Source organism: Rhodococcus sp. IEGM 1366 (assembly GCF_033142425.1).
In the GTDB taxonomy this organism is placed as follows: domain Bacteria; phylum Actinomycetota; class Actinomycetes; order Mycobacteriales; family Mycobacteriaceae; genus Rhodococcus_F; species Rhodococcus_F globerula.
On record NZ_JAWLRZ010000017.1, the window covers coordinates 47472 to 67900 of the forward strand.

The 20429-nt window shown below is 58.4% G+C and carries 17 protein-coding genes; 7 read left to right on the plus strand and 10 right to left on the minus strand.

What is annotated here, in order from left to right; all coding sequences use genetic code 11:
- Positions 1-19 precede the first annotated feature (19 nt).
- The 7 genes from R4P64_RS31755 to R4P64_RS31785 form a co-directional block, all read right to left on the minus strand.
- A complete protein-coding gene (locus R4P64_RS31755) occupies positions 20-1609 on the minus strand; it encodes an FAD-dependent oxidoreductase (protein ID WP_257013218.1) in 1590 nt (529 codons plus the stop codon).
- 53 nt (positions 1610-1662) lie between these two features.
- Entirely contained in the window at positions 1663-2238 is a 576-nt protein-coding gene (locus tag R4P64_RS31760; protein WP_257013220.1) for a VOC family protein, read from the minus strand.
- A 356-nt stretch (positions 2239-2594) separates the two neighbouring features.
- Entirely contained in the window at positions 2595-3044 is a 450-nt protein-coding gene (locus R4P64_RS31765; protein WP_179300762.1) for a carboxymuconolactone decarboxylase family protein, read from the minus strand.
- A 300-nt stretch (positions 3045-3344) separates the two neighbouring features.
- The gene (locus R4P64_RS31770) at positions 3345-4190 is read right to left on the minus strand and encodes a TauD/TfdA dioxygenase family protein (RefSeq protein WP_033236763.1); all 846 of its coding nucleotides are present in this window, start codon (positions 4188-4190) and stop codon (positions 3345-3347) included.
- Positions 4191-4268: 78 nt separating this feature from the next.
- Positions 4269-5015 carry an SDR family NAD(P)-dependent oxidoreductase gene (locus R4P64_RS31775; RefSeq protein WP_033236804.1) on the minus strand — a complete coding sequence of 249 codons (747 nt, stop codon included), beginning with the start codon at positions 5013-5015 and terminating at the stop codon, positions 4269-4271.
- A 181-nt stretch (positions 5016-5196) separates the two neighbouring features.
- Positions 5197-5604 (minus strand): nuclear transport factor 2 family protein, encoded by a 408-nt coding sequence (locus tag R4P64_RS31780; protein WP_033236762.1) that lies wholly within the window; start codon positions 5602-5604, stop codon positions 5197-5199.
- Positions 5605-5816: 212 nt separating this feature from the next.
- Positions 5817-6779 (minus strand): VOC family protein, encoded by a 963-nt coding sequence (locus R4P64_RS31785; protein ID WP_218833732.1) that lies wholly within the window; start codon positions 6777-6779, stop codon positions 5817-5819.
- Between the two features lie 565 nt (positions 6780-7344).
- Between R4P64_RS31785 and R4P64_RS31790 the strand changes: the two genes are divergently transcribed.
- The 7 genes from R4P64_RS31790 to R4P64_RS31820 all read left to right on the plus strand — a co-directional run bounded on the left by R4P64_RS31790 (position 7345) and on the right by R4P64_RS31820 (position 16392).
- Positions 7345-8190 carry an IclR family transcriptional regulator gene (locus R4P64_RS31790; RefSeq protein WP_080711852.1) on the plus strand — a complete coding sequence of 282 codons (846 nt, stop codon included), beginning with the start codon at positions 7345-7347 and terminating at the stop codon, positions 8188-8190.
- 1207 nt (positions 8191-9397) lie between these two features.
- Positions 9398-10363, plus strand: a complete 966-nt coding sequence (locus tag R4P64_RS31795) for an ABC transporter permease (protein ID WP_233364783.1) — start codon at positions 9398-9400, stop codon at positions 10361-10363.
- Positions 10360-11265 carry an ABC transporter permease gene (locus R4P64_RS31800; RefSeq protein WP_080711851.1) on the plus strand — a complete coding sequence of 302 codons (906 nt, stop codon included), beginning with the start codon at positions 10360-10362 and terminating at the stop codon, positions 11263-11265. Before R4P64_RS31795 ends, R4P64_RS31800 begins: the two co-directional genes overlap by 4 nt.
- Positions 11262-12380: an ABC transporter ATP-binding protein gene (locus R4P64_RS31805; protein WP_051730735.1), complete on the plus strand. Its 1119-nt coding sequence runs from the start codon at positions 11262-11264 to the stop codon at positions 12378-12380. The genes R4P64_RS31800 and R4P64_RS31805 overlap by 4 nt, the downstream gene beginning before the upstream one ends.
- Entirely contained in the window at positions 12380-13426 is a 1047-nt protein-coding gene (locus R4P64_RS31810) for an ABC transporter ATP-binding protein (RefSeq protein ID WP_033236759.1), read from the plus strand. The genes R4P64_RS31805 and R4P64_RS31810 overlap by 1 nt, the downstream gene beginning before the upstream one ends.
- Positions 13427-13524: 98 nt before the next feature.
- Entirely contained in the window at positions 13525-15063 is a 1539-nt protein-coding gene (locus R4P64_RS31815; protein WP_051730734.1) for an ABC transporter substrate-binding protein, read from the plus strand.
- A 594-nt stretch (positions 15064-15657) separates the two neighbouring features.
- Positions 15658-16392, plus strand: coding sequence for a TetR/AcrR family transcriptional regulator (locus R4P64_RS31820; RefSeq protein WP_092803983.1), 735 nt, complete (start codon positions 15658-15660; stop codon positions 16390-16392).
- Positions 16393-17127: 735 nt separating this feature from the next.
- Here R4P64_RS31820 and R4P64_RS31825 read toward each other — a convergent pair.
- Genes R4P64_RS31825 through R4P64_RS31835 form a run of 3 tightly spaced genes read right to left on the minus strand, consistent with a single transcriptional unit; the run spans position 17128 to position 20278 of the window.
- Positions 17128-18501: a cytochrome P450 gene (locus R4P64_RS31825; protein ID WP_317545002.1), complete on the minus strand. Its 1374-nt coding sequence runs from the start codon at positions 18499-18501 to the stop codon at positions 17128-17130.
- Positions 18502-18557: 56 nt separating this feature from the next.
- Positions 18558-18773 (minus strand): ferredoxin, encoded by a 216-nt coding sequence (locus tag R4P64_RS31830; protein WP_033236756.1) that lies wholly within the window; start codon positions 18771-18773, stop codon positions 18558-18560.
- Positions 18774-18823: 50 nt separating this feature from the next.
- On the minus strand, positions 18824-20278 hold the full coding sequence (locus R4P64_RS31835; protein WP_317824186.1) for an aldehyde dehydrogenase family protein: 1455 nt from the start codon (positions 20276-20278) through the stop codon (positions 18824-18826).
- Positions 20279-20429 lie beyond the last annotated feature (151 nt).

The window sequence follows — 20429 nt, forward strand, 5'->3', positions numbered from 1 at the left end:
TCATCTGACACTTCGCGAATCAGCCGTTCGGACCAGCCATGTCCAAAGCAGCCAGGTACGAGAAGACCATCGACGATCCCACCGGACCACCCGCACCGGGGTAAATCCGACCAGTCATCGGTGCCATCGTGTTGCCCGAGGCATAGAGACCTGAAATCACAGACCCATCCTCCCGCAGAACTCTGGAGTTCTCGTCCGTCTTCAGTCCGCCCTTCGTCCCGAGATCCGACAGTACGATCTGCGCCGCGTAGAACGGCCCCTTGTCGATTACACCCAGGCACGGATTCGGGCCGTCCTCGTGACTGCCACACATACCGACGATGATTCGATCCCACGGTGCGTCGCCTCGGCCGAACGCTTCATCCTTGCCGCTGCGCGCGTACTCGTTGAACTGCTCGACGCTCTTCGTCAGGGCGCCTGCCGGAATACCGATAAGCTCTGCCAACTCCTCGAGTGTGTCAGCCTTTCGGAGAACACCGGCAGCGAGGAACTTGTCCACATCGAACCAATTCGTGGACTGCGGTGCGACCGGAGGCGATGCAAATGCCCGTTCGTTGTCGAACTGGCGTTGATCGAACACCCAATGCGTCGGCAGATGCGACACCTCCGACGCTCGGTGCGCACGAAGTATCTCATGACCCGACCTGTCGTACGGAAGTCGTTCATTCATGAAACGCTCACCGGCATCGTTCACCCAAATGCCACTCCACACAGAGGTATAGAACACCGGACGCTCATTGGGAACCACCAGTCCCGGAGCAAACCAGGCTTCCTCGAGTAGATCAGTCGCAGCACCGATTTCCATCCCGGCAACTAGAGCATCACCAGTATTGCCGGGCGCTCCCTGGGACCATTCATCCGTCACTTCCGGTTGATATTTCTGACGCAGTTCAGCGTTCCTCTCGTAGCCACCGGCTGCAAGGAGCACGCCTTGACGCGCACGGATAGTTATCGATCCACCATCCGTGGTCGCGTCGACCCCAACTACGCGGTCGCCCTCCAGAACGAGCCGCTCCAGACCGGTGTTTGTGCGGATCGTTCCGTTACCAGTGGCTACGAAGGCAAGCAACAGTCGAGCGATCAGCGCCTGCCCGCCAGTCATGACGGGCCCCGGCTCTGCACCCGAACGCTCAGCCCACTGCGGTCGCCGAACCAGCGGCTCGAGGTCACCCAAAGCCGAACGATCAAGCGGCTCAGGAAAAATCGTGCGCCCGGTCGACAAGCTGCCCGGAGCCTTCTCGAAGTAGTCAGGAACGCCCTGCCAGTAAAACTGTCCAAGCCATTCATGGCTCTCCAGTTCGTCGATCATCGGCGCCCCCACCTGCAGGAAGGCTTCTCTCAGCGCAGAGGGAGCATCGTCACCGACGATCGCATCCAGATAAGGCCGGGCTTGATCCGGACCGGAGTCGACCCCGGCGCGACGCTCCGCGACATTGCCTGGCAGCCACAGGCCAGACCCCGAGTATGCGGTTGTACCACCGATGAACTCGGTCTTCTCGATGACAAGAGTCTGCAGACCGCGCGAAGCCGCAGCGAGTGCACCGACCAACCCGGCACCTGAACCGACGACGATGACATCGTAGATGTCATCAATCTTATTGCTTTCCACTTTCATTCCTCTCGTGTATTACCGGAAATGCGCGACACGCGATGTAGCGGAAATCAATTGACCGCGTTCGAGGCCGCTTCCAGCTTCGCGAATCCGCTCGCACCGGCTTCGTCGAGTTCCATCACCTCGACGAAGTGACCGAGTTCCGCCGTCAGATCCAGATAACCGAACCGGATACCGCCGCTTCTTCCGTATTGCGCCCACGTACGCCCACTTTCGGCAACGATTGCGGATGCCTCGTCGAAATCGTCCACGCGAAAACCCATGTGATGGAGTGTCGCTGGAGCACCGCCGCGCAGTGCGCCCCGGTAAAGATCGACCGCGCCACTGACCGGCCGAATGATCTCGATGTTGGTTGCGCCGGCGTTGACCAACGCGACATCGATCACCCATTCTTCGGCTATTGTTCCTCCGACAACTACGAACGATCCCTGGGGTTCATTCCCATTCGCACGTGAGGACTCTTCGGCCGCAATCTCATCAGGCCGACGACCCAATGACGATCGATAGTGTTTCACGCACTGGACTGTCCCCAGCGTTTTCTCGAGAAATTCTGCGGCGGCATCGATATCGTCTGCCACATATCCGAGTTGCATACAGTTACGTAGCAGATCACTCAATGATTTCATCCGAAACCTCACCTTCAGCCTTGTAGATATGAGTGGGCGCTCGCCACGAGCGTGTGCAGATCACCGAGCCCACAACACATTGACTGTCGCCGCTCGGAAGGCATCGAGTCCACCGCTCATACCATCAGGCGGAATCGGATCCGATCCTTTCAGCGGTAGTGGACGCTCGAGCGCCTAACCGGTCGACTGCCCCGAACAGCGCAGTGCATCACAGGTGTTGGACCCGGCGACTCCGATTCGCGGCATCGACAACCGTCCCCCACAGGCCGTCGGGGCGGGCCGCACCAGTGGGTACGTCCCCCTGCGAATTGACCGACTGCTCCACAAGGACTTTCATCGTGGGGAGTCCAGGGCGACTAGAAACCTTGCATTCCAGGTTCCAGTTGCAGCCCGAAGGTGTTAAACACCATGCAATGCATGTCGTAGGCGCCGATCAGGAAAACCACGTCCATCATCTGCTTGCGATCGAAGTATGTTGCAAGCTCAGCCCAGGTGGCGTCGGAAACGTAACGGTCCTGGCAGATTTCTTCTACGGCGCGGAGCAAAGCCGCATCCATCGGACTCCAGATAGTCGCCGATGAGCCAATTTTGACGGCCTCGATCTCGTCATCGGAGAGCCCCGCAGCTCGACCCATTCCTGTATGTTGCGCCCACTCGTACTCACCTCGTCGTAACCATGAAGTCCCGAGCGTGAGTAGCTCCCGGTCCCGTTCATTCAACGTCGAATCGCGCAGATGATTGGAAAACGTCAGCCAACTGCGACTCAACTCAGGGTGCCACGCGTAGATAGCGATGATGTTGGGCACTGATCGGGGCTGGGGAGGAGTCACGACCGGTGGCTGCGCGCCGACAGTCGAGTTGCTCTTGCCCGTGCTCAGGACAGACAACGCGTCTCGAACTTCTTCGTCCCAATCTTCCAGGGGGCGAGGAACAATCCGGGGTTCACTCACTGCGTCACTCCATTGTGCTCTGGTAGACGGGACTGACGATCCAGTCGGACTGGGGTCGCTCACCTTTGTCGACCTCCCCCACACGGTCTACGCGTTGACATATTGCCTTACGTTTTCTGCGGCTGTGCAGCAGACCCTACAAACCCAAGCTGGGTGTTACTCAGTGGGTTCCTCACCGACAAGTGTGCAGCGGATCATTTCGCGCGCGGAACCGTCTTCGTAGGGTTGCACACGGTGCAGCATCCCCGGATTGTCCCAGATCACGGTGTCACCGACCGACCATTCGTGGCTGTACACCCGATCCGGCGTTGTGGCCCGAGCAACGAGATCGTCGAGGAACAACCGACTTTCGTCCTTACCCATACCCACGATGTAGTCCGACGTGCCGCCGATGATCACCGAAGGGCGGCCCTCACGGTGCCGCCAGACCATCGGGTGTTCACGGCTCTGCATCGCCGCCCAGGCCTGTTCCTGCTCCGGAGTAGGGTTCGGGATCACTCGTCGCCGGGAACCGGCGACGGAGTGCACAACCCGCATCGTCGACAACCGGTCCTTCTCTTCATCGCTGAGCGAGTCGAAGAATGCACGGGTGCTGGCGAATTCGGTTTGGCCGCCGGTCTCGGATGTGACCGCGCAGGTGAGGATTGTTGCCGGTGAGGGGTTCTTCTCGGCGGGCAGAGTGCAGCCGTCCATGTGCCAGTTGAACGTGCCGCGCACGGTCTCCTGGCCACCGTTCTTCTTCGGGTCCATCGAGACCCGCTGAATTCCGGGTTCGTTGTACTGCTCCCCGTTGGTGCGGTCCAGGGTGCCGAGTCGTTCACTGAATTGGAGTTGGGTGTCCGGAGTGAACCCGAGGTCATGGAAAAGAAGGACGCCGTGCTCGCGTAGTGCGTTCCAGATCAGTTCCGGGACAGTGTCGTCGTGAAGCAGTTGGTCGAGGCCGATGCCGCTGATCTCTGCGCCCATGGACGCCGTCAGTGTGTTGATGGTCAAGGTACTCATGAAACGTTGTCTCCTTGGAGAAAAGGATTCCTGTCCGGAATAGACCTGTCGCCGTAGCCGGCGCGGCTACGGCGAGGTTCAGGCGAGGTAGGAACCGCCGTTGACGCTGACGGTCTGCCCGGTAACAAAGGACGCGTCGTCAGAACACAGGTACGCACACGCCCCTGCGATATCTGCGCCGGTGCCCATGCGGCCCACTGGAATATGTCGGCCCATCACTTCATTCGACGGGACCAGACCGGCTTCCTGCTTACGGCGAACACTGGGGGTGTCGATCGAAGATGGGGAAATGTTGTTGATCGTCACGCCCAACGGCGAGTATTCGAGAGCAAGCGTCTTCGTCAACGCGATCACACCCCCCTTCGACGCGGCGTAATGGGCCATCTTCGGACCGCCACGCTGTGCACTCGACGAGGAAATGAAAACTACGCGGCCCCAACCAGATTCGACCATTTCCGGCAAAACCGATTGCGCACAGTTGAATGTACCGGTGAGGTTGATCGCCATGATCCGATTCCAGGACTCCACACTGATTTCCGCGAACGGCTCCTGAATGGCAACCGCGGCACTGGTAACCAGCACACTCACTGAACCCAGCTCTGCCCGGACCTCTCCGAGGACGCGATCGACGTCAGTTCGATCACTGACGTCAAGCTGATACCCGACAGCCTGGCCACCGGCAGCTACGATCTCTTTCGCTGTCAACTCGGCACCGTCACCATTGAGGTCGAGAACAGCGACCGCGTAACCGTCGGCACCTAGGCGCTGACAAATTGCGCTGCCGATACCTGAACCGCCGCCGGTCACCACCGCCACACGCTTCATCACAAGCACCGACCCAATCCCTCAAAAAGACTCACGAACTTCGACCAATCCCTAACGGCCATAACCATGGACCTTTCAAACGCGGCATTATCTTCCGGAGGCACCGGATTGATTCTCGGACTTTCGGCTGGTTCCCGGAGCACTCCGAATTGACCAGCCGGTCGATCGAAGACCTTGGAACTCAGATTGCAAAGGACAGTGTCCGGCGCTGGAACAGCCACGCGCCGCTGACGGACCGCAGGATGTCCTGATACTTACCGACCATGATGAGCCCCCAACCGGCGTCGCCCTTTTGAAGGACGAGGAGGTCACTGCTCACCTCTACCTCGCCTTCCTTCTGATCGGAGACAAGCGTATTGACGACCACATGCCGTAAGGGCGCCCCACCTGTCGTGGTCGCGTAGTACTCACGGATCGCATCGTGCCCCTCGGCAACCACACCGAAATTGGGAATCTCGAATACGGCGTCGCTGCTGAATGTGGCTAGGACGTCGTCGAAACGGCCAGAATCCATCGCCTGGGTGTATGCAGCGAGGCTGGCCTGGACACCTGCGACAACGTCTGCGTAGGTCAGAGTTTCCGTACTCATACGACCTCCTGGGTCAGCACATCGATACACAGACGGAATGGGCATCGAAGGGTGCGGGTGGGATGGGCGGCGGATGCCCACAATTTTGGTTCGAGATGTGACTGCCAACACAGATAGTTAAGCACAGTTTGTTAAGAAATGGGAAGCATATTTTCCGGCAATCTTCTCGAAACCCAGCGGTTGGGCGTCCCGGTGCGCGCAGGCGTACATGTTCAACGCGGATCACCTGGGACCCTCTTGGTTGTAAAGCCCCACGGGACACCGAGACTCGTAGAGGGGTCGGTAATGATCGTGTCGTCAGTGCGGGTCAAGATGCGCAAGCCCTGGGCTTCGACATGACGTTCGACCCGATCGATGTCGACAACTTTCCATGTTATTGCGTGATACACGTCGTCCGCACCATTCGCAGCAAGGTCTGCTTGCGCGGCCGAATCTGCATCCGGTGCTGCGTACTGGAGGATCGCATCGGCAAGATGAACGTACGAACCGGTGACACACCGGACATCGTCGTGACCCTCATGGATGACTGTTCCACCCAAGACATCGACGACAAACTTGTGTGCCCGGTTCGGGTTATCAGTCAATACCGTGTGGTGCGAACAGTATTCGATGCCCAGCGGGTCATCTTCTGACACAACGGGAATAGACCAGTCAGGCGTCAGTCGGAGGTCAGGCTTGAAGGGAAACAGCGGAAAGAAGTAGTAACGAATTCCGGCATCCACCGGAAGCGTATGGAAGTGCGGAATCGGGCCGGCCATCGGCAGCTCGTCGCCTTCGGCAATTTCGTCCTGGCTGTTGGTAACTCGGATGCCTTGATGCTTGAGTTCGCGGTAAAGCTCGGGCATTCCCTCGATGTACCAACCGAAGGTCTGCAAATGTCCCTGCTCGACTGCAGGTCGCTGGACTCCCCCAGTGATGTACCGCTTCGGATCAAGACTGTCGATCAGAACGTCGCCAACAGAAGTAAATATCGAATGGTCGATGGAATGATTCGGCTTCGGCGGTGCTTTCCTTACCGACGCGAGGGGGGTGCTCGACCGGCCGAAAACCCTCCGGTAAAAATCTTCGGCTTCGTCGAGATCAACAACGTGAAGCACAGGGTGGTAGATCATCTTGACGCGAAAGTCACGCTCACGAGCTTGAGCATTTATAATGCTTCTTGTGTTTTCAGACATGGTCACCCTCTCGTGTCATGACAATGCAATCGATCGATTTCCCTCTGCGCACCGGTATCGTTGTGCACCGGTGCGTTTGTGTATCGGTACCGGGATCTCTACACCGGCACACATCCGGAACGGTGCCGACTACCTCGCGGGTGTCGGTTCGAGCGCGATGCCTACTGGAAATGGCAAAAAGCCCTTGCAGTCGTTCACAACCACTTCGCGATCATCTCGCTCCCTGATCCGGCAGTCCCTCGCACTCACCTCGGACCGACTGCCGCACAGCAGTGCGCCAGCCTCCATGCCTGGATCAGGTCAGAGTTGGACCGATCCAGGTCCGACCACATCGAATCCTAGCAATTAAGCATAGTAGCTTGGATTGTGTCAATCACCTGACACGAGCATCGACAAATGGTGCGGTCACATGCATTGCTTGATGTCGACGCGCTTTCCGGAGTACACCCGAGCAAGGGTCGCGCTGGACTCCCGACTTCACGCAGCGAGACCACGTTGATGCTAACGTTCGATTGAACGGGACACTCGTTTCGCTGTGAAGAGTCAAGTGCCACACAGAAGACGAATGACGCAAAGAGCAGATCCCGAGGAGATGAACTTGGTCGTAGAAAGTCCACAGGAACTGTTGGAGCAGAACGAAATCAGGCGGCGCCGTGATCCACTGGGGCGAGCGATACAACTTTTGGTCCACATGGTCGACAGCGGTGAAGAGGCCTACGGTGTCCGAGAATTAGGTACGCGACTGGGCGCGAGCGCGAGCACAGCCCACCGTCTACTCGGCGAACTTGAACAACTCGGAATGGTAGATCGGACACCCAGCGGCACCTACCGAGTCGGACTGGAATTCCTGCGAATCGCCCGAACCTCGATAGCCCAGTTCCCACTACACGACAAGGCGAACGACGTTCTCTGCGAGCTCACTCGACGCAGCGAAGAAACCTCGTTTCTCAGTGTTTACAGTAGTCAACGTCAACAGATGATGTTCACTTTGTCCATCGAGTCCGCTCATCCGCTCCGCTACGTGCTCCAACTGAACAAATGGCTCTCGGTCCACACCGGCGCGAGTGGACTCGCGATCCTCGCGTTCCTACCCGATGAGGATCGCCGCGAGATCGTGGAAAAACAACTCGGCACATCGCCTGATATCAGCGACGATACGTTGCGCCTCACCGAACGCCTTACAGAGATTAAGCGCCAGGGCTACGCCAGTTCCCGAGCCGAACGGATCGTTGGTGCCGTGGCGGTGGCCGCACCCGTGTTCGGGCCCTCCGGTGAGGTTTTCGGCGATGTCGGCGTCACGATCCCCGAGAGTCGGTTCAACGAAACAGACGAACCTGTCCTTGCCGGACTCGTCGTCCACTCGGCCGAGATCCTCACTGTCAGTATGGGCGGGACTGTACCTACGAGTTGACCGAATGTCAGATTCCGCCGAAACATGCTGATCTCGGCTGACTTCCGTATTCGTTCCCCCCGCCACAAGAATCGCTGCAGGAATCGGCTTTAGCGGGTCGACACTTTACGGCGCGGTCTTGTAGCCCCGAAGGCTCTGGCTGCTCGAGACAGGCAGATACGCCTGGGTACCAAATCCATTGCAGACAGCCGATTTTAGTCAAATAGGACCGTACGGTCGTGTTGGTGGTAACTCCAATGACCGAAGGGCATGTGCACGGCAACCGATGGTCGATATATTCACTCCCCGGGTAGCCGACGGCGCATGCTGTGAGCGATGACAAAACCGAGTGGCGCTTAATTCGATCTAGTCATCTGAGCGTTGAAACCCGGAGGCATTGCCAATCTGTCGGCACCTATTCGCCGAAACGACTGCGGATCCCAGCTCACATCTGTAGCTTTCACAAGGCCGCCACTGAGCACCGCAGCTCCAGGGGCGACGCGAATTACCGAGGCCTGATCGTGTCCGCACCGGCGCGATATCGCCAGATAGGACAACGCCTTCGTGAAGATATGCGGTGAGTGCAGCACGCCCGAACCCGTCAGACATAGAGGCCGTTTTTGGCCTGTGAACAGCCCGAACTCGCAAACCGGCGGGAAGATCGACTGGGTCGATTGCCGCCGAATCCACGAAACTTCAACCTTCTACGGCCGACCGAGATTACGGCTCTGCACCACTACACACATCGGACTCTGCCGAGAACTGAGTTCTTAAACCAAGTAAATTACCTTGATCGTCCAGAGCGAATGGGTCTCCTGAAGAACAGGACCGGGCACACCCCTTGACGCTGACAACCTCAGCTGCCAAGCTTAATCGAAACACGGAACATGCGTTCCGTTATCCGGAACGATAACGAGCGCTGTTTCGTAGGAGTGCTCAACGAACTGGTTAGATCCCGAGACCGCGTGAGGACGACGATGCCAGTATCCGAGCCGGCTCAACTGCAGACCTTCCTCACCAGAACTGCATGGGAAGTGAACTGGCCGAAGGCATATCGCCTCAGCTGACTTCTCGGCCGGCACGTCGGTCCACTTTCGATCCGGACGCGCTTCGTAACTGTCATCGCACCGCTGTTCCCCACTCGCTTGACTGCGCTTCTCGAGCAAATTCCGGAAGAAGGATGTCCCGTGGGGTTAAAGAGATTGGGATGTAAAGAGATGGTAGAAAAGTGAAAACATGGAATTTCACGCAGCGAGCTGGTTCGCTGTTCCAGTTCCTGATGCTGCTGTTCATGGTATCGGTGGCGGTGTTCTTGCTCCTCGAGCTGATTCCAGGCGACCCAGTGGATGCGCTTCTTCCACCAGATGCCTCCCCTGAGCAGATAACCGCCGCCAGGGATGCGTACGGACTCAATGATCCACTGCTGCAACGGTATTTCAGTTGGATGGGAGGGGTTCTCCATGGTGACTTCGGCAGGTCCTATCAGACGGGCGTTTCCGTCGGAGAGTCGATCATGGAGCGGCTTCCCGTCTCCCTTGAACTTGCTCTGGTTTCCATAATTTTGGCTCTGGTCATAGCGATTCCGACGGCAGTCTGGTCGGCATACCGTCCGGGCGGAATAGTCGATCGGGTGACCACGATCATTTCGTCGGCCATGTTGGCAACACCGTCTTTTGTTCTGGGAATCGTGCTTATCTTTGTTTTTGCAATGACACTGAATATCTTTCCGCCGATGGGGTGGGTGCCGTTCTCGGAAGACCCGATTGCACATATTGAGAAACTGATACTTCCGGTGGTAACTCTTGCCGCGTCCGAAATCGTGCTCTTCATACGAATTCTCAAGGGCGATATGATGACTACTCTCCAGCAGGACCACGTTCTGTCGGCCCGCGCGCGTGGGCTTCCGACATGGCGCATCCTGTCGGGGCACGCATTGAAGCAGTCTTCCTTCTCGTTGGTAACTGTGTCCGGAATGGTGATCGGCCGGCTCATCGGAGGCACCATTTTGGTTGAGGCGATCTTTTCTCTCCCCGGCTTGGGAACACTAGCCATCAATGGAATTCACTCCCGCGACTACGTCGTGGTGCAAGCTGTGGTGCTGGTCTGCGCTGTCGGATACATACTCATCAACGCATTGGTTGACCTCACCTATCCGCTACTCGACCCGAGAGTCAGGAAGGAAAGGACGTCATGAGCGAAGTTATCCAGGATTCGCCCGGATCCGTCGCCGTGGCGGAACGGAACGCGCAGTCCCCACTGCCAGAAGTGGTTATCAAACCCATTCGGCGCCGGCGTGATATCGGCGCCCTGATCGGTGTTATCTGGATTACCGTTGTGTGCCTGGGCGCGATTTTCGCGAACGTACTGCCTCTGCCGGATCCGAACGACGTTTCCAGCGTTTTCAATGCGATTCCCGGAACTGACGGGCATATTCTCGGAACCGATTCGCTAGGTCGAGATGTCTTGTCTCGCCTAATATTCGGCGCCCGTGTGTCGCTGGCAGTTGCCATCGGTGCCACCAGCATCTCGCTTGTCCTCGGCGTAACCCTAGGGATGCTCGCGGGCTACTTCGGAGGAACAGTTGACAAGTTCATCTCGTTGTTCATCAACTTCACGCTTTCTTTTCCTCCGCTGATCTTCCTGATCGCCATGGTGGCAGTTCTCGAGCCGAGCCTGAGCACACTGGTGATTGCGCTGGCCATCATGGGCATCCCGAACTTCGCACGTGTCGCTCGGGCCAACACGTTGGCTTTTGCTGAACGCGAGTTCGTTACTGCTGCAAAATCTTTGGGTGCATCACCGCTACGCATCCTGCTCCGTGAACTGCTGGCGAATGTCATGCTACCCATTCTGTCGCTGGCGTTGGTCGTGATGGCGACTCTCGTGATCGCCGAGGGATCTTTGAGTTTCCTCGGCGTGGGTGTTCCCCCGCCGACTCCCAGCTGGGGTGGCATGCTCGCAGCTGGTCGCGAACAGATGAGCCGGCACCCTCAGCTTGTACTGATACCAGCGCTGTTCTTCTTCGTAACCGTCTTCTCCTTCAACAGGATTGGCGACTGGGTTCGTGGACGTGTTGGAAAGGATTCGGCGATATGAGTCAGGCAATCAAGTCTCCCGAGCACGAACATTCTTCGGCGGATGTCGACTCGACCGAAGTACTTCGGGTCAGGGATCTCCGGGTGTGGTTTCAGACGCCGAAAGGGCTGGTCCGGGCCGTTGAAGGTGTCGATCTCGATTTGCGTCGCGGTGAGACATTGGGCATCGTCGGTGAATCCGGATCGGGCAAATCCGTTCTGTCCCGGGCGATCATGAAGATCCTCGCTCCCAACGCGCATGTCCTTCCGGGTAGCAAAATCATCCTCAACGGAGTGGATCTGGCAACAGTTACCCGCAAGGACAACCCGCATTTGTGGGGCGTGGACCTATCGATGGTTTTCCAAGACCCGATGACGTCGCTGACGCCGGTGATCACCATCGGAAAGCAACTGACCGAGACGCTCAGTTTCCACCTCGGTCTCGACAAGAAGCAAGCCACGGCAGAGGCGACACGACTGCTCCGAATGGTAGGCATCCCCGAACCGGAGAAGCGCTTCAGCCAGTACCCGCATAATCTGTCGGGAGGTATGCGTCAACGCGTTACTATCGCACTTGCCATCGCGTGCTCACCCAAACTACTTATCGCGGACGAGCCGACCACCGCGCTGGATGTGACAGTTCAGCATCAAATCCTGAACCTTCTGCAGGATCTGCAGGAATCGTCGGGAATGGCCATGATCCTCATTACCCACGATTTGGGTGTGGTCGCCGGCCGTGCTGACAACATTGCGGTGATGTACGCCGGACGTGTAGTCGAGAAGGCGCCTACACGCCAATTGTTCGCAAACATGCGCCATCCCTATACCAAGGCACTTATTGATGCGATCCCCAAGGTTTCTCATCCGAGCCATACTCGGCTTCCGTCCATTCCCGGGCGTCCCCCGATTGTGATCGACCCACCTGCGGGATGCAGTTTCGCTTTGCGGTGTGCTTCAGCGCAATCTCGTTGTCTCGAGGAAACCCCGACCCTGCAGATAGATCCATTCCAGCCAGAACACTCGGCAGCCTGCTTCTTCCCGCTGGGCACCGCTGACGGAGATGCCGCTCGTTTACGAAATTCCGAAGCAGGCTTCACTGCTGCGGGTACCCCGGTTGGTAATGAGGTGATGATCTGATGGCTGGTAGTGGAACAGCACATCTACGCGACCAGGATGACGTCGTTCTCAGCGTTCGAAATCTGGTGGTGGAGTACGCCGGCCGTGGCGGACAGCGAGTCTATGCAGTGTCGGACGTCAGTTTTGACGCTATCCGCGGTGAGACAATCGGCCTGGTCGGTGAGTCCGGTTGCGGCAAGTCCAGTGTGGCGAAGGCAATCATGCAACTTCCGGGTCCTACCTCCGGATCGGTCGAGTTCGATGGCGTCAACGTTGTCGGTCTCAAAGGCGCTGCGTTGCGCCGCCAACGCCGCAAGATTCAGATGATCTTTCAGGATCCGATTTCCTCGCTGAACCCGTTGCGCAAGGTCAAGGACATCATCGCCGAGGGTCTGCGCATACACGACGACCTGAGCAAGTCGGAGGTTCTGGCCAAGACGCAGGCGATGATCGAGCGGGTCGGACTTGACCCTGATACTGCCGCAGACCGCCGTCCCCACGAATTCTCGGGTGGTCAATGCCAGCGCATTTCCATCGCGCGCGCTATGGTGCTCGATCCCGAGGTGATTGTCTGCGACGAGCCGGTATCGGCACTGGATGTTTCGGTTCAGGCTCAGATCATGAACCTGCTTCATGAAATGAAGGAGCGGTACCAGCTCACGATGGTCTTCATCGCCCATGATCTGGCCGTGGTCAAGAACCTCAGTGACCGCATCGTGGTGATGTACCTCGGAAAGATCTGTGAGATCGGAACTTCGGAGGAACTCTTCTCGTCCCCGGCCCATCCCTACACTCGTGCACTCGCACAGTCGATTCCAGAACCTGATCCCGATGCTCCGATTCGGGAGGCCGCACTCTCTGGCGACTTGCCTTCGCCGCTGAATCCGCCGAGTGGGTGCCGGTTCAGGACACGTTGCCCGTTGGCGCAAGAACAGTGCGCCTCTGATGAGCCGGAAATTCGAGAGGTTCGTCCAGGTCGCTTCGTCGCCTGCCACTTCCCTCTCGACGACTCGGCGCTCCTGCAGGCAACTGGTCAGAGTTCGGTGCTGTCAAAAAATCCCGCCTGATACACGAAGTCCCACAAGCACAGACATCTTCCGAACCCTCACGAGCAGGGACGGGTAAGCAAATGAGAATGGAGTTCACCTTGCGCACGCAAAAAGGTATGAAGTCTCGGCGGGTCATTGGCGCCCTCGCGACTATTGTCGTCACGGGTATCGCCCTGACCAGTTGTTCTTCTTCTTCGGGAAGCGAGGGCGATTCCGTAGGCGAGCCGAAGACCGGCGGCACGTTGGCATATGCAATGGGAGGCGAAACCCAGTCCATGGACCCGGCGAACTGCGGTTTGGTTGCGTACCACCGCTGTTCGCCTGTGTTCGGCACATTGGTGCGTTATGACGCCGCGACTGACACGTTCGTGCCGTATCTCGCAGAATCATTCGAGAGTTCGGACGGGGCGAACTGGACGCTCAAACTCCGTGAGGGCGTCACCTTCAGCGACGGCACCCCGTTTGACGCTGAAGCGGTCGTGTTCAACTGGGACCGCATCAAGGATCCCGCGACGCTTTCGGCCGCAGCGTCTGCCACCAATGGTATGGCGTGGGAGATCGTTGATCCGCTTACCGTCAAGGTGACGCTCGACGAAGCGAACTTCCAGCTGCCCTGGCAGTTGGTCAGGGGCCTTGGTGCAATCGGTTCGCCCACCGGGATCAAGGCAGCCGGCGCGGAAGTCGGCAACAAGCCCGTCGGAGCCGGCCCGTTCCTCATGCAGGAATGGGTCCGCAACTCCGAAATGAAGCTCGTCCGTAATCCGACCTACTTCGAGCAAGGCTTGCCCTACCTCGATGCGATGACCATCAAACAAGCTGGCTCCGATCCTCAGAAAATGAATGCGGTTATCAGTGGAGAAGCTTTGATGACCCCCCTTTCCAGCACTATCGATGCCGAGAAAATGGAGGACAGCGGCTTCAACACCGATGGCGGTCAGCTCATCGGCGGCAGCGGCGTTATCTTCAATTACAAGGATCCGACCATCCAAGACGCTGGTCTACGGAACGCTATGCTGCACGCAATCGATGCCGACCAGATGGTTGCGGCGCTCGGCACCCAGACCGTGACTGCTGACGCGTTCATGCCTTCGGACAGTGGCGCAGCGTTCCCCGAACTTGCCTTGAGCGAGGCACAAAAACTGTTCGATGACTACCTGAGCAGGACCTCGAAGACGAGCGAGACCATTTCGCTCACGACTTATGCGGGTTTCCCGGTGATGGAACAGACATCTCAGATGCTCCAGGCCCAACTGCAGAAGATCAACGGCCTGACCGTCAAGATCGTGCCCCTCGATCCCCCAGTTCTCTTGGCAAATCAGAGGAAGGGCGACTTCCAACTCATGACCACGACTTATCAGTCTGCGTCCAAGGATCTGCTGTTCGACCTGTTCTACACCAATGCACCGCAGAACGCGACCGGCTATTCGAATCCCACAGTGGACGCTGCACTCGAGCTCACCCGCTCGTCGAAGGACGCCGCTGAAGTCGCCAAGGCGTACGAGATTGTCAACACCGAGGTCTCTCGGGACGCTCCGATGCGTATCTGGCAGTACATCGGTGCCTACATTGCCTCGGACAAGAAGGTCCAGGGCATCACGGTTGTTCCGACGGGTTCAGGTGCAGCATGGGACTGGGAAAAGGTCTGGCTGAACTGATCGAAATACAGGTTGGCCGACTGATCAGCCGGCCAACCTGTGCGGACAGACCGCCAGTGTCAACGGCGGCTCCTGCCTCGCCTGAATCTCGCCGTAGCCGCACCGGCTACGGCGACAGGCCTGTTCCGGAAGCCGGACAAACACCCAGCAGAATCGTCCCCAGCCGGCCCTTGCTGGACACCGGATGCCTGCACAGCCAGACGGCACGAAGATTAACCAGACAAACTTAATTCATACTTATAGTAATTTGCGCTGCACATTATTTGCAGCACCGCAGGGCCAGAGGTGTGACCCAGGCGACAGGTGTCAGTTCCTTCACTGAATCATCTGGCGGCGTCATCCCTGAAACAAAATAAGCTATAATACTTAATTCCAAGGCTGCCCGATTCGAGGTACCGTAAGTTAGAATCCAAATTCGCAGGAGCGGGGCCGGGTACATCAACCGATCTGGAAATTGACACAAGGCATACGCTCTCCGCGGATAGAGATGAGCAGACGAGAGGGGGCGGGGACAGCGCCGGACCATAGGCACTTCCCTGGGCAAATATGCCGATAGCACCAGCGGACAAGATACCTTCGAGCGACGGCGGGAACATGCGGCCTTCCGCTGGTAAGGAACGAGTAAACTCACGGGGCGACGCGACCCGACTGCTACTTCTCATCACAGCCGAACAGCTATTTGCCGAGCGCGGAATCGCAGCAGTTCCCCTCAGGGACATCGGCATCGCTGCCGGCCAGAAGAACCATGCCGTGGTGCAGTACCACTTCGGCGACAGGGAAACTCTGGTGAGCGAAATTATCGCGTACAGGGCCCACACCAGCGAAGAACGTCGTGTGGAAATGTTCGCAGATTTGATGGTACGCGGCCAGCCTCGAGTTTCCGACCTCGTGCGACTATTCGTCTTCCCTCTGGCCAGCCATCTGGACGAGGACAATCATTACCTTGCATTTATGTCCCGTTACATTCTGGAGAATGGCGGCTATTCACGGCTCAGTGTAAGTAGCAACACTGTAATTCCGTCCGCCACTGCCAGTACCGTACTGGGGCTATTGGGCCGACTCCTGTCCAACCTTTCCGAAGAAGTCCTCGAAGAGCGCTGCATGCACATGCTCACGGGTACCGTTCATACACTGGCTCGCTATCAGGCGGTTCTGGCGTCTGGCGAGAAACTCCCCCTGCCGATGGACGTCCTACTCGAGGATCTGGTCCAGTTCTTCACCTCAGGGCTTGAAGCATCGCTAGGGCCGGCCACTGCAACGGCCAATGCCGCTCCGGATCGAGGGCGGGCTCCTAGCCAACTGAAGCGGAACACTATCTCCGCCAAGTAAGTTCCGACGAGGAACTTGATGGCCCGTGCGGTGTTTTTCGAAACCTTCCGATCATTGCGCGTAGTTCACCGGAGCCACTGACCCACGCGCGACGCGGATACCGACATCATTGACGATATCGGTATCCGCGCTAGATTCGATTCCCGTTAATGAAGGCCTTGATCCGGCGGCCGCCGGCGTTCGTACGGGCACGTCACGTACTCGAAGTCAGGACTTCGATGCCGACTCGATCGCGCCCGGCGCCCGTGTCCCCCGGGGTCACAGTCCCCGTGTTGAGAAGAATTCGGCGATTAAGGTATGAGTGAAACGAACGCGCTGCACTACGCACCCAAGTGTGACGACGTCCTCAGTCTGGCGCGGCACAATTCCAACAGATCGCGTCTCAGCGAGAACCTCAACTCCATTCGCTTACTCAGCGCAACAACCGACAGTCTTTCGTAGAACTGCCGACTGCTGATTCCGAACTCTACGAAAACTTCCTCATCCGGCACCGCGCCGTAATGGACCCACCTCGCGCCGAACTCAACCATTCGGTTGCATTCAGCCTGACTCAGACGGAACGCGCGAGACGACGTCTCGGCCCCGACCGAACCGCAAACAACTTTGTTCATCTATTCCCCCACATCCCGCATCGAAGATTCTCAACAGAACTGCATTACCCGTCATGGCATAAGGACACGAAAACTACACTGGGAGAGCGGAATTCAATCTCCGCCCTCCCAGCCTTGTTTAAGTTCACCCGCCGACCGACGCAGCACCTCTCCTTGACACCACGGGCTCGGCCAGCCCCTGCTCGATGACGATCTGCTGGACTCGCTCGATAGTTTCTTCCAACCCCGGCCCGATGCGTTTGCCCGGAGCGAAAGTCGCCGGCAGGTTCACCAGTCCGTTGATCATCGCCACTGACTCGTAGTGCACAACCTTCTCAGGATCGACGACGAAGTCGGGCATGCGTTCGAGCACCGCGGTCAACATCCGTTTGAAGAGGACGCGAGCGACGTTCGAGCCGATGCAGCGGTGGATCCCGAGACCGAAGGCTGTGTGCCGATTACCGCGACGGTCGAAGTCGACCTCATCCGGGTTCGGGAACACATCAGGTGAGCGGTTTGCCATGGCCCACGAAAGCCAGAGACGCTCACCTTCCTTGAACTCGACGCCGTTGATCTCGACATCCTGGCTGAAGGTCCGCCCATCACCCTGCGCCGGTGTGACATAGCGGAGGAACTCCTCCGTTGCCGGGTCGAGAAGAGTATCGATCTCGTCGATGAGACGAGCCCGCTCCGCCTGATGCTGGGACAGCCACAGGATGGACTGACCGGTCAGTGCAGTGGTGGTGTCGAACCCCCCACCGACCAACAACGCCGCCGTAGCTCGGATCTGCTCATCGGAGAGAGGCTTACCGGCTACCGTCGACCTGACTAGTGCATCCAGCAAACCAGGTCGCGGATTCGCTCGAACGTCCTTCACCGACTCCATGAGCGCAAGCTTGCTCTCCTCGAAAATCTGCCTGACCCGACCGAAATCAGGAGAATGAGGAGGTGTGTACATCAGCGCGTGAGCCGGCTCGTTGTGGATCACCCAGTCGGTGAGCGGCAGGCCCAACAGTCCCATGGTGACGACAGCCGGGACGACATTCGCCAGATCGAAGACGAAATCGATACTGCCGCTTTCGATGTTGTCGTCAATGCACGCACGAACGAGGTCGTCGATCACCGGAACCCACCGCGCGACGGCGGCCGGCGACAGGTAGGGATTGAGAATTGTCCGGAAGTCGGTCTGTTCCGGCGGATCCAGCTCGAGGAACGACGGCGCGGTGTACGGACCGCTCTGCGCGTACGCCGGGATCGAGATGCCCTTGTACCCGTTCTTGCTGCCGTCGACGTCCCGGAAACTGGTTACCGCGTCCGATCGGCGAGCAATTGCGAACAGTTCGTCAATTCCGCTGGCAACCCAGTGTCCATCGTATGAATCGCTCCACGCGATCGGGCACTTCGCATGAAGCTCGTGTGTCTTCTCCACGAACTCGTCGCGAAAGTTCGGCCCGTGACGTTCATAGTCGATCGGGCACTTCTTCAGGTTTTCGACATTGCGAACATCGTCTGCTGTCATGATTACTCCGGGATGCGATCAAGGCGCTCTTACGCAGCGCCAGAGGATATTACGGTTCAGGCTTCCTGAATTGCGTGCTCGGAAACCTCGACGATCGCGCGCTCCGGGCACGAGAGCATAGCCTCGCGCGCGGCGCCCTCGAGCTCGGCGGGGACGTCACCGTCGATCGCGTAGGCATGACCGTCCTCGTCCCTGAGCGCAAAGAGGTCGGGTGCGACCATCGAGCAGATTGTGTGCCCCTGACAGATGTCCTGGTCGACATAAATGTTCATGGTGCATTCTCCTTCGAAAAAATCAGTCGGCATTCAATGTTGTTCATTGACTAGGCAGGACGGGCGATGGTCTTGACCTCGAGGAGATCCTCCAGACCTTCGACGCCCCACTCACGGCCGATTCCGCTCTGCTTGTAGCCACCGAACGGTGCCGTCGGGTGATTCCACGTGGCGCCGTTGACGCTGATGGCTCCGGTCCGCATACCCTTTGCCACCCGCATCGCCCGCTCCACATCCGCACTCCACACGCTGCCGGCGAGACCGTAGATCGTGTTGTTCGAGATCGCGACCGCGTCGGCATCGTCCTCGTAGGGCAGCACACACAGCAACGGACCGAAGATCTCCTCCTGCGGCACCGTCGAGAGGGAATCGACGTCGGTGAGCACAGTCGGCTCGACCCAGAATCCCTTCTCGAAACGGTCACTGGCTTTACCACCCAACGCAATCCGCCCGGTCTGCTTCGCGATCTCGTAGTAGCGGAGCACCGATTCGTACTGACGCTTGTTGGCTACAGGCCCCATGTAGTTGGCAGGATCATTGACGTCACCCCACGGGAACTTCTGCATAGCCGCCACAGCCAAGTCCACTGCGTCGCCGAGGCGCGAACGCGGCACCAGCAGCCGCGATGGGACACCACAGCCTTGACCCGCGTGACTGCAAGTACCGGCAACCACCCTGGGGATCAGTGCGGTGAAGTCCGCGTCGTCGAGCAGGATCGATGACGACTTACCACCGAGCTCGAGGGTGAGACGTTTGACCGTCGGCGCAGCCGCCGCCATGATCCGCCGACCCGTGACAGTCGATCCGGTGAACGTAACCGCATCCACCTCCGGATGGGTCGTGAGCACAGACGCCACGTCATTGTCGTCAGTACTGACGATATTGACCACACCAGCCGGAATATCGGTGTGCTCGAGCAGGATACGACCGATCTGCAACGTGTTCCACGGAGTATCCGGCGCCGGCTTGAGGACCACGGTGCACCCCGCAGCCAACGCGGGAACCAGCTTGCCGAGCGCCAGGTGAAACGGGTAGTTCCACGGCGTGATCGCCGCGACGACACCGGCACCCTCACGCCGCACGATGCGGTGCGCCTTCTCGTCACCGGCAACCGGGGTAATGACCCGCTCGAACTCGAACGTATCGAGGAGACCGATGTAATGGCTCATCAAATCGATCGAGCGGTCCAACCCGACGTCGTAGGTCAAGGCAACCGGTAGGCCGGCTTCGGCGACGATGACCGGTCGCAACTCTTCGGCGTTCTTGCGCAGAGCGGACTGCAACTGCACCAGGCACCGCTGACGGAACTCGGTGTCCGTCGACCACGTCGTGGTGTCGAAAGCCCGCCGCGCGGCCAGGATCGCCCGCTCGACGTCGGCCACACCGGCATTCGGCGAAACACCGATGACTTCTTCGTTCGCCGGGTTGACATTCTCGTAGGTGCGGCCCCCCGTCGCGGCGACCAGCGCACCGTCGATCAACATGCGGTACTCGGAATTACTCATTTGTCACTTTCTCTCAGTCCACACCCGTTGTCGGCGTTCTCTACATCCGCTAACCGAATTCGAGTCCGGCGATTAATCGCAGTGCGACAGAAGCTCTGTTTCATCTATTCGATATTCGACGCCCCCGAGGGCAACAAACACATATCGCTAT

Excerpts from the sequence above, each read along its gene's own strand:
- R4P64_RS31815 (WP_051730734.1), top strand. The coding sequence starts at position 13,525 with ATGAAGTCTCGGCGGGTCATTGGCGCCCTCGCGACTATTGTCGTCACG.
- R4P64_RS31775 (WP_033236804.1), bottom strand. The coding sequence starts at position 5,015 with ATGAAGCGTGTGGCGGTGGTGACCGGCGGCGGTTCAGGTATCGGCAGC.
- R4P64_RS31820 (WP_092803983.1), top strand. The coding sequence starts at position 15,658 with ATGCGGCCTTCCGCTGGTAAGGAACGAGTAAACTCACGGGGCGACGCG.
- R4P64_RS31770 (WP_033236763.1), bottom strand. The coding sequence starts at position 4,190 with ATGAGTACCTTGACCATCAACACACTGACGGCGTCCATGGGCGCAGAG.
- R4P64_RS31790 (WP_080711852.1), top strand. The coding sequence starts at position 7,345 with ATGACGCAAAGAGCAGATCCCGAGGAGATGAACTTGGTCGTAGAAAGT.
- R4P64_RS31810 (WP_033236759.1), top strand. The coding sequence starts at position 12,380 with ATGGCTGGTAGTGGAACAGCACATCTACGCGACCAGGATGACGTCGTT.
- R4P64_RS31785 (WP_218833732.1), bottom strand. The coding sequence starts at position 6,779 with ATGTCTGAAAACACAAGAAGCATTATAAATGCTCAAGCTCGTGAGCGT.
- R4P64_RS31780 (WP_033236762.1), bottom strand. The coding sequence starts at position 5,604 with ATGAGTACGGAAACTCTGACCTACGCAGACGTTGTCGCAGGTGTCCAG.
- R4P64_RS31800 (WP_080711851.1), top strand. The coding sequence starts at position 10,360 with ATGAGCGAAGTTATCCAGGATTCGCCCGGATCCGTCGCCGTGGCGGAA.
- R4P64_RS31805 (WP_051730735.1), top strand. The coding sequence starts at position 11,262 with ATGAGTCAGGCAATCAAGTCTCCCGAGCACGAACATTCTTCGGCGGAT.
- R4P64_RS31760 (WP_257013220.1), bottom strand. The coding sequence starts at position 2,238 with ATGAAATCATTGAGTGATCTGCTACGTAACTGTATGCAACTCGGATAT.
- R4P64_RS31835 (WP_317824186.1), bottom strand. The coding sequence starts at position 20,278 with ATGAGTAATTCCGAGTACCGCATGTTGATCGACGGTGCGCTGGTCGCC.
- R4P64_RS31830 (WP_033236756.1), bottom strand. The coding sequence starts at position 18,773 with ATGAACATTTATGTCGACCAGGACATCTGTCAGGGGCACACAATCTGC.
- R4P64_RS31825 (WP_317545002.1), bottom strand. The coding sequence starts at position 18,501 with ATGACAGCAGACGATGTTCGCAATGTCGAAAACCTGAAGAAGTGCCCG.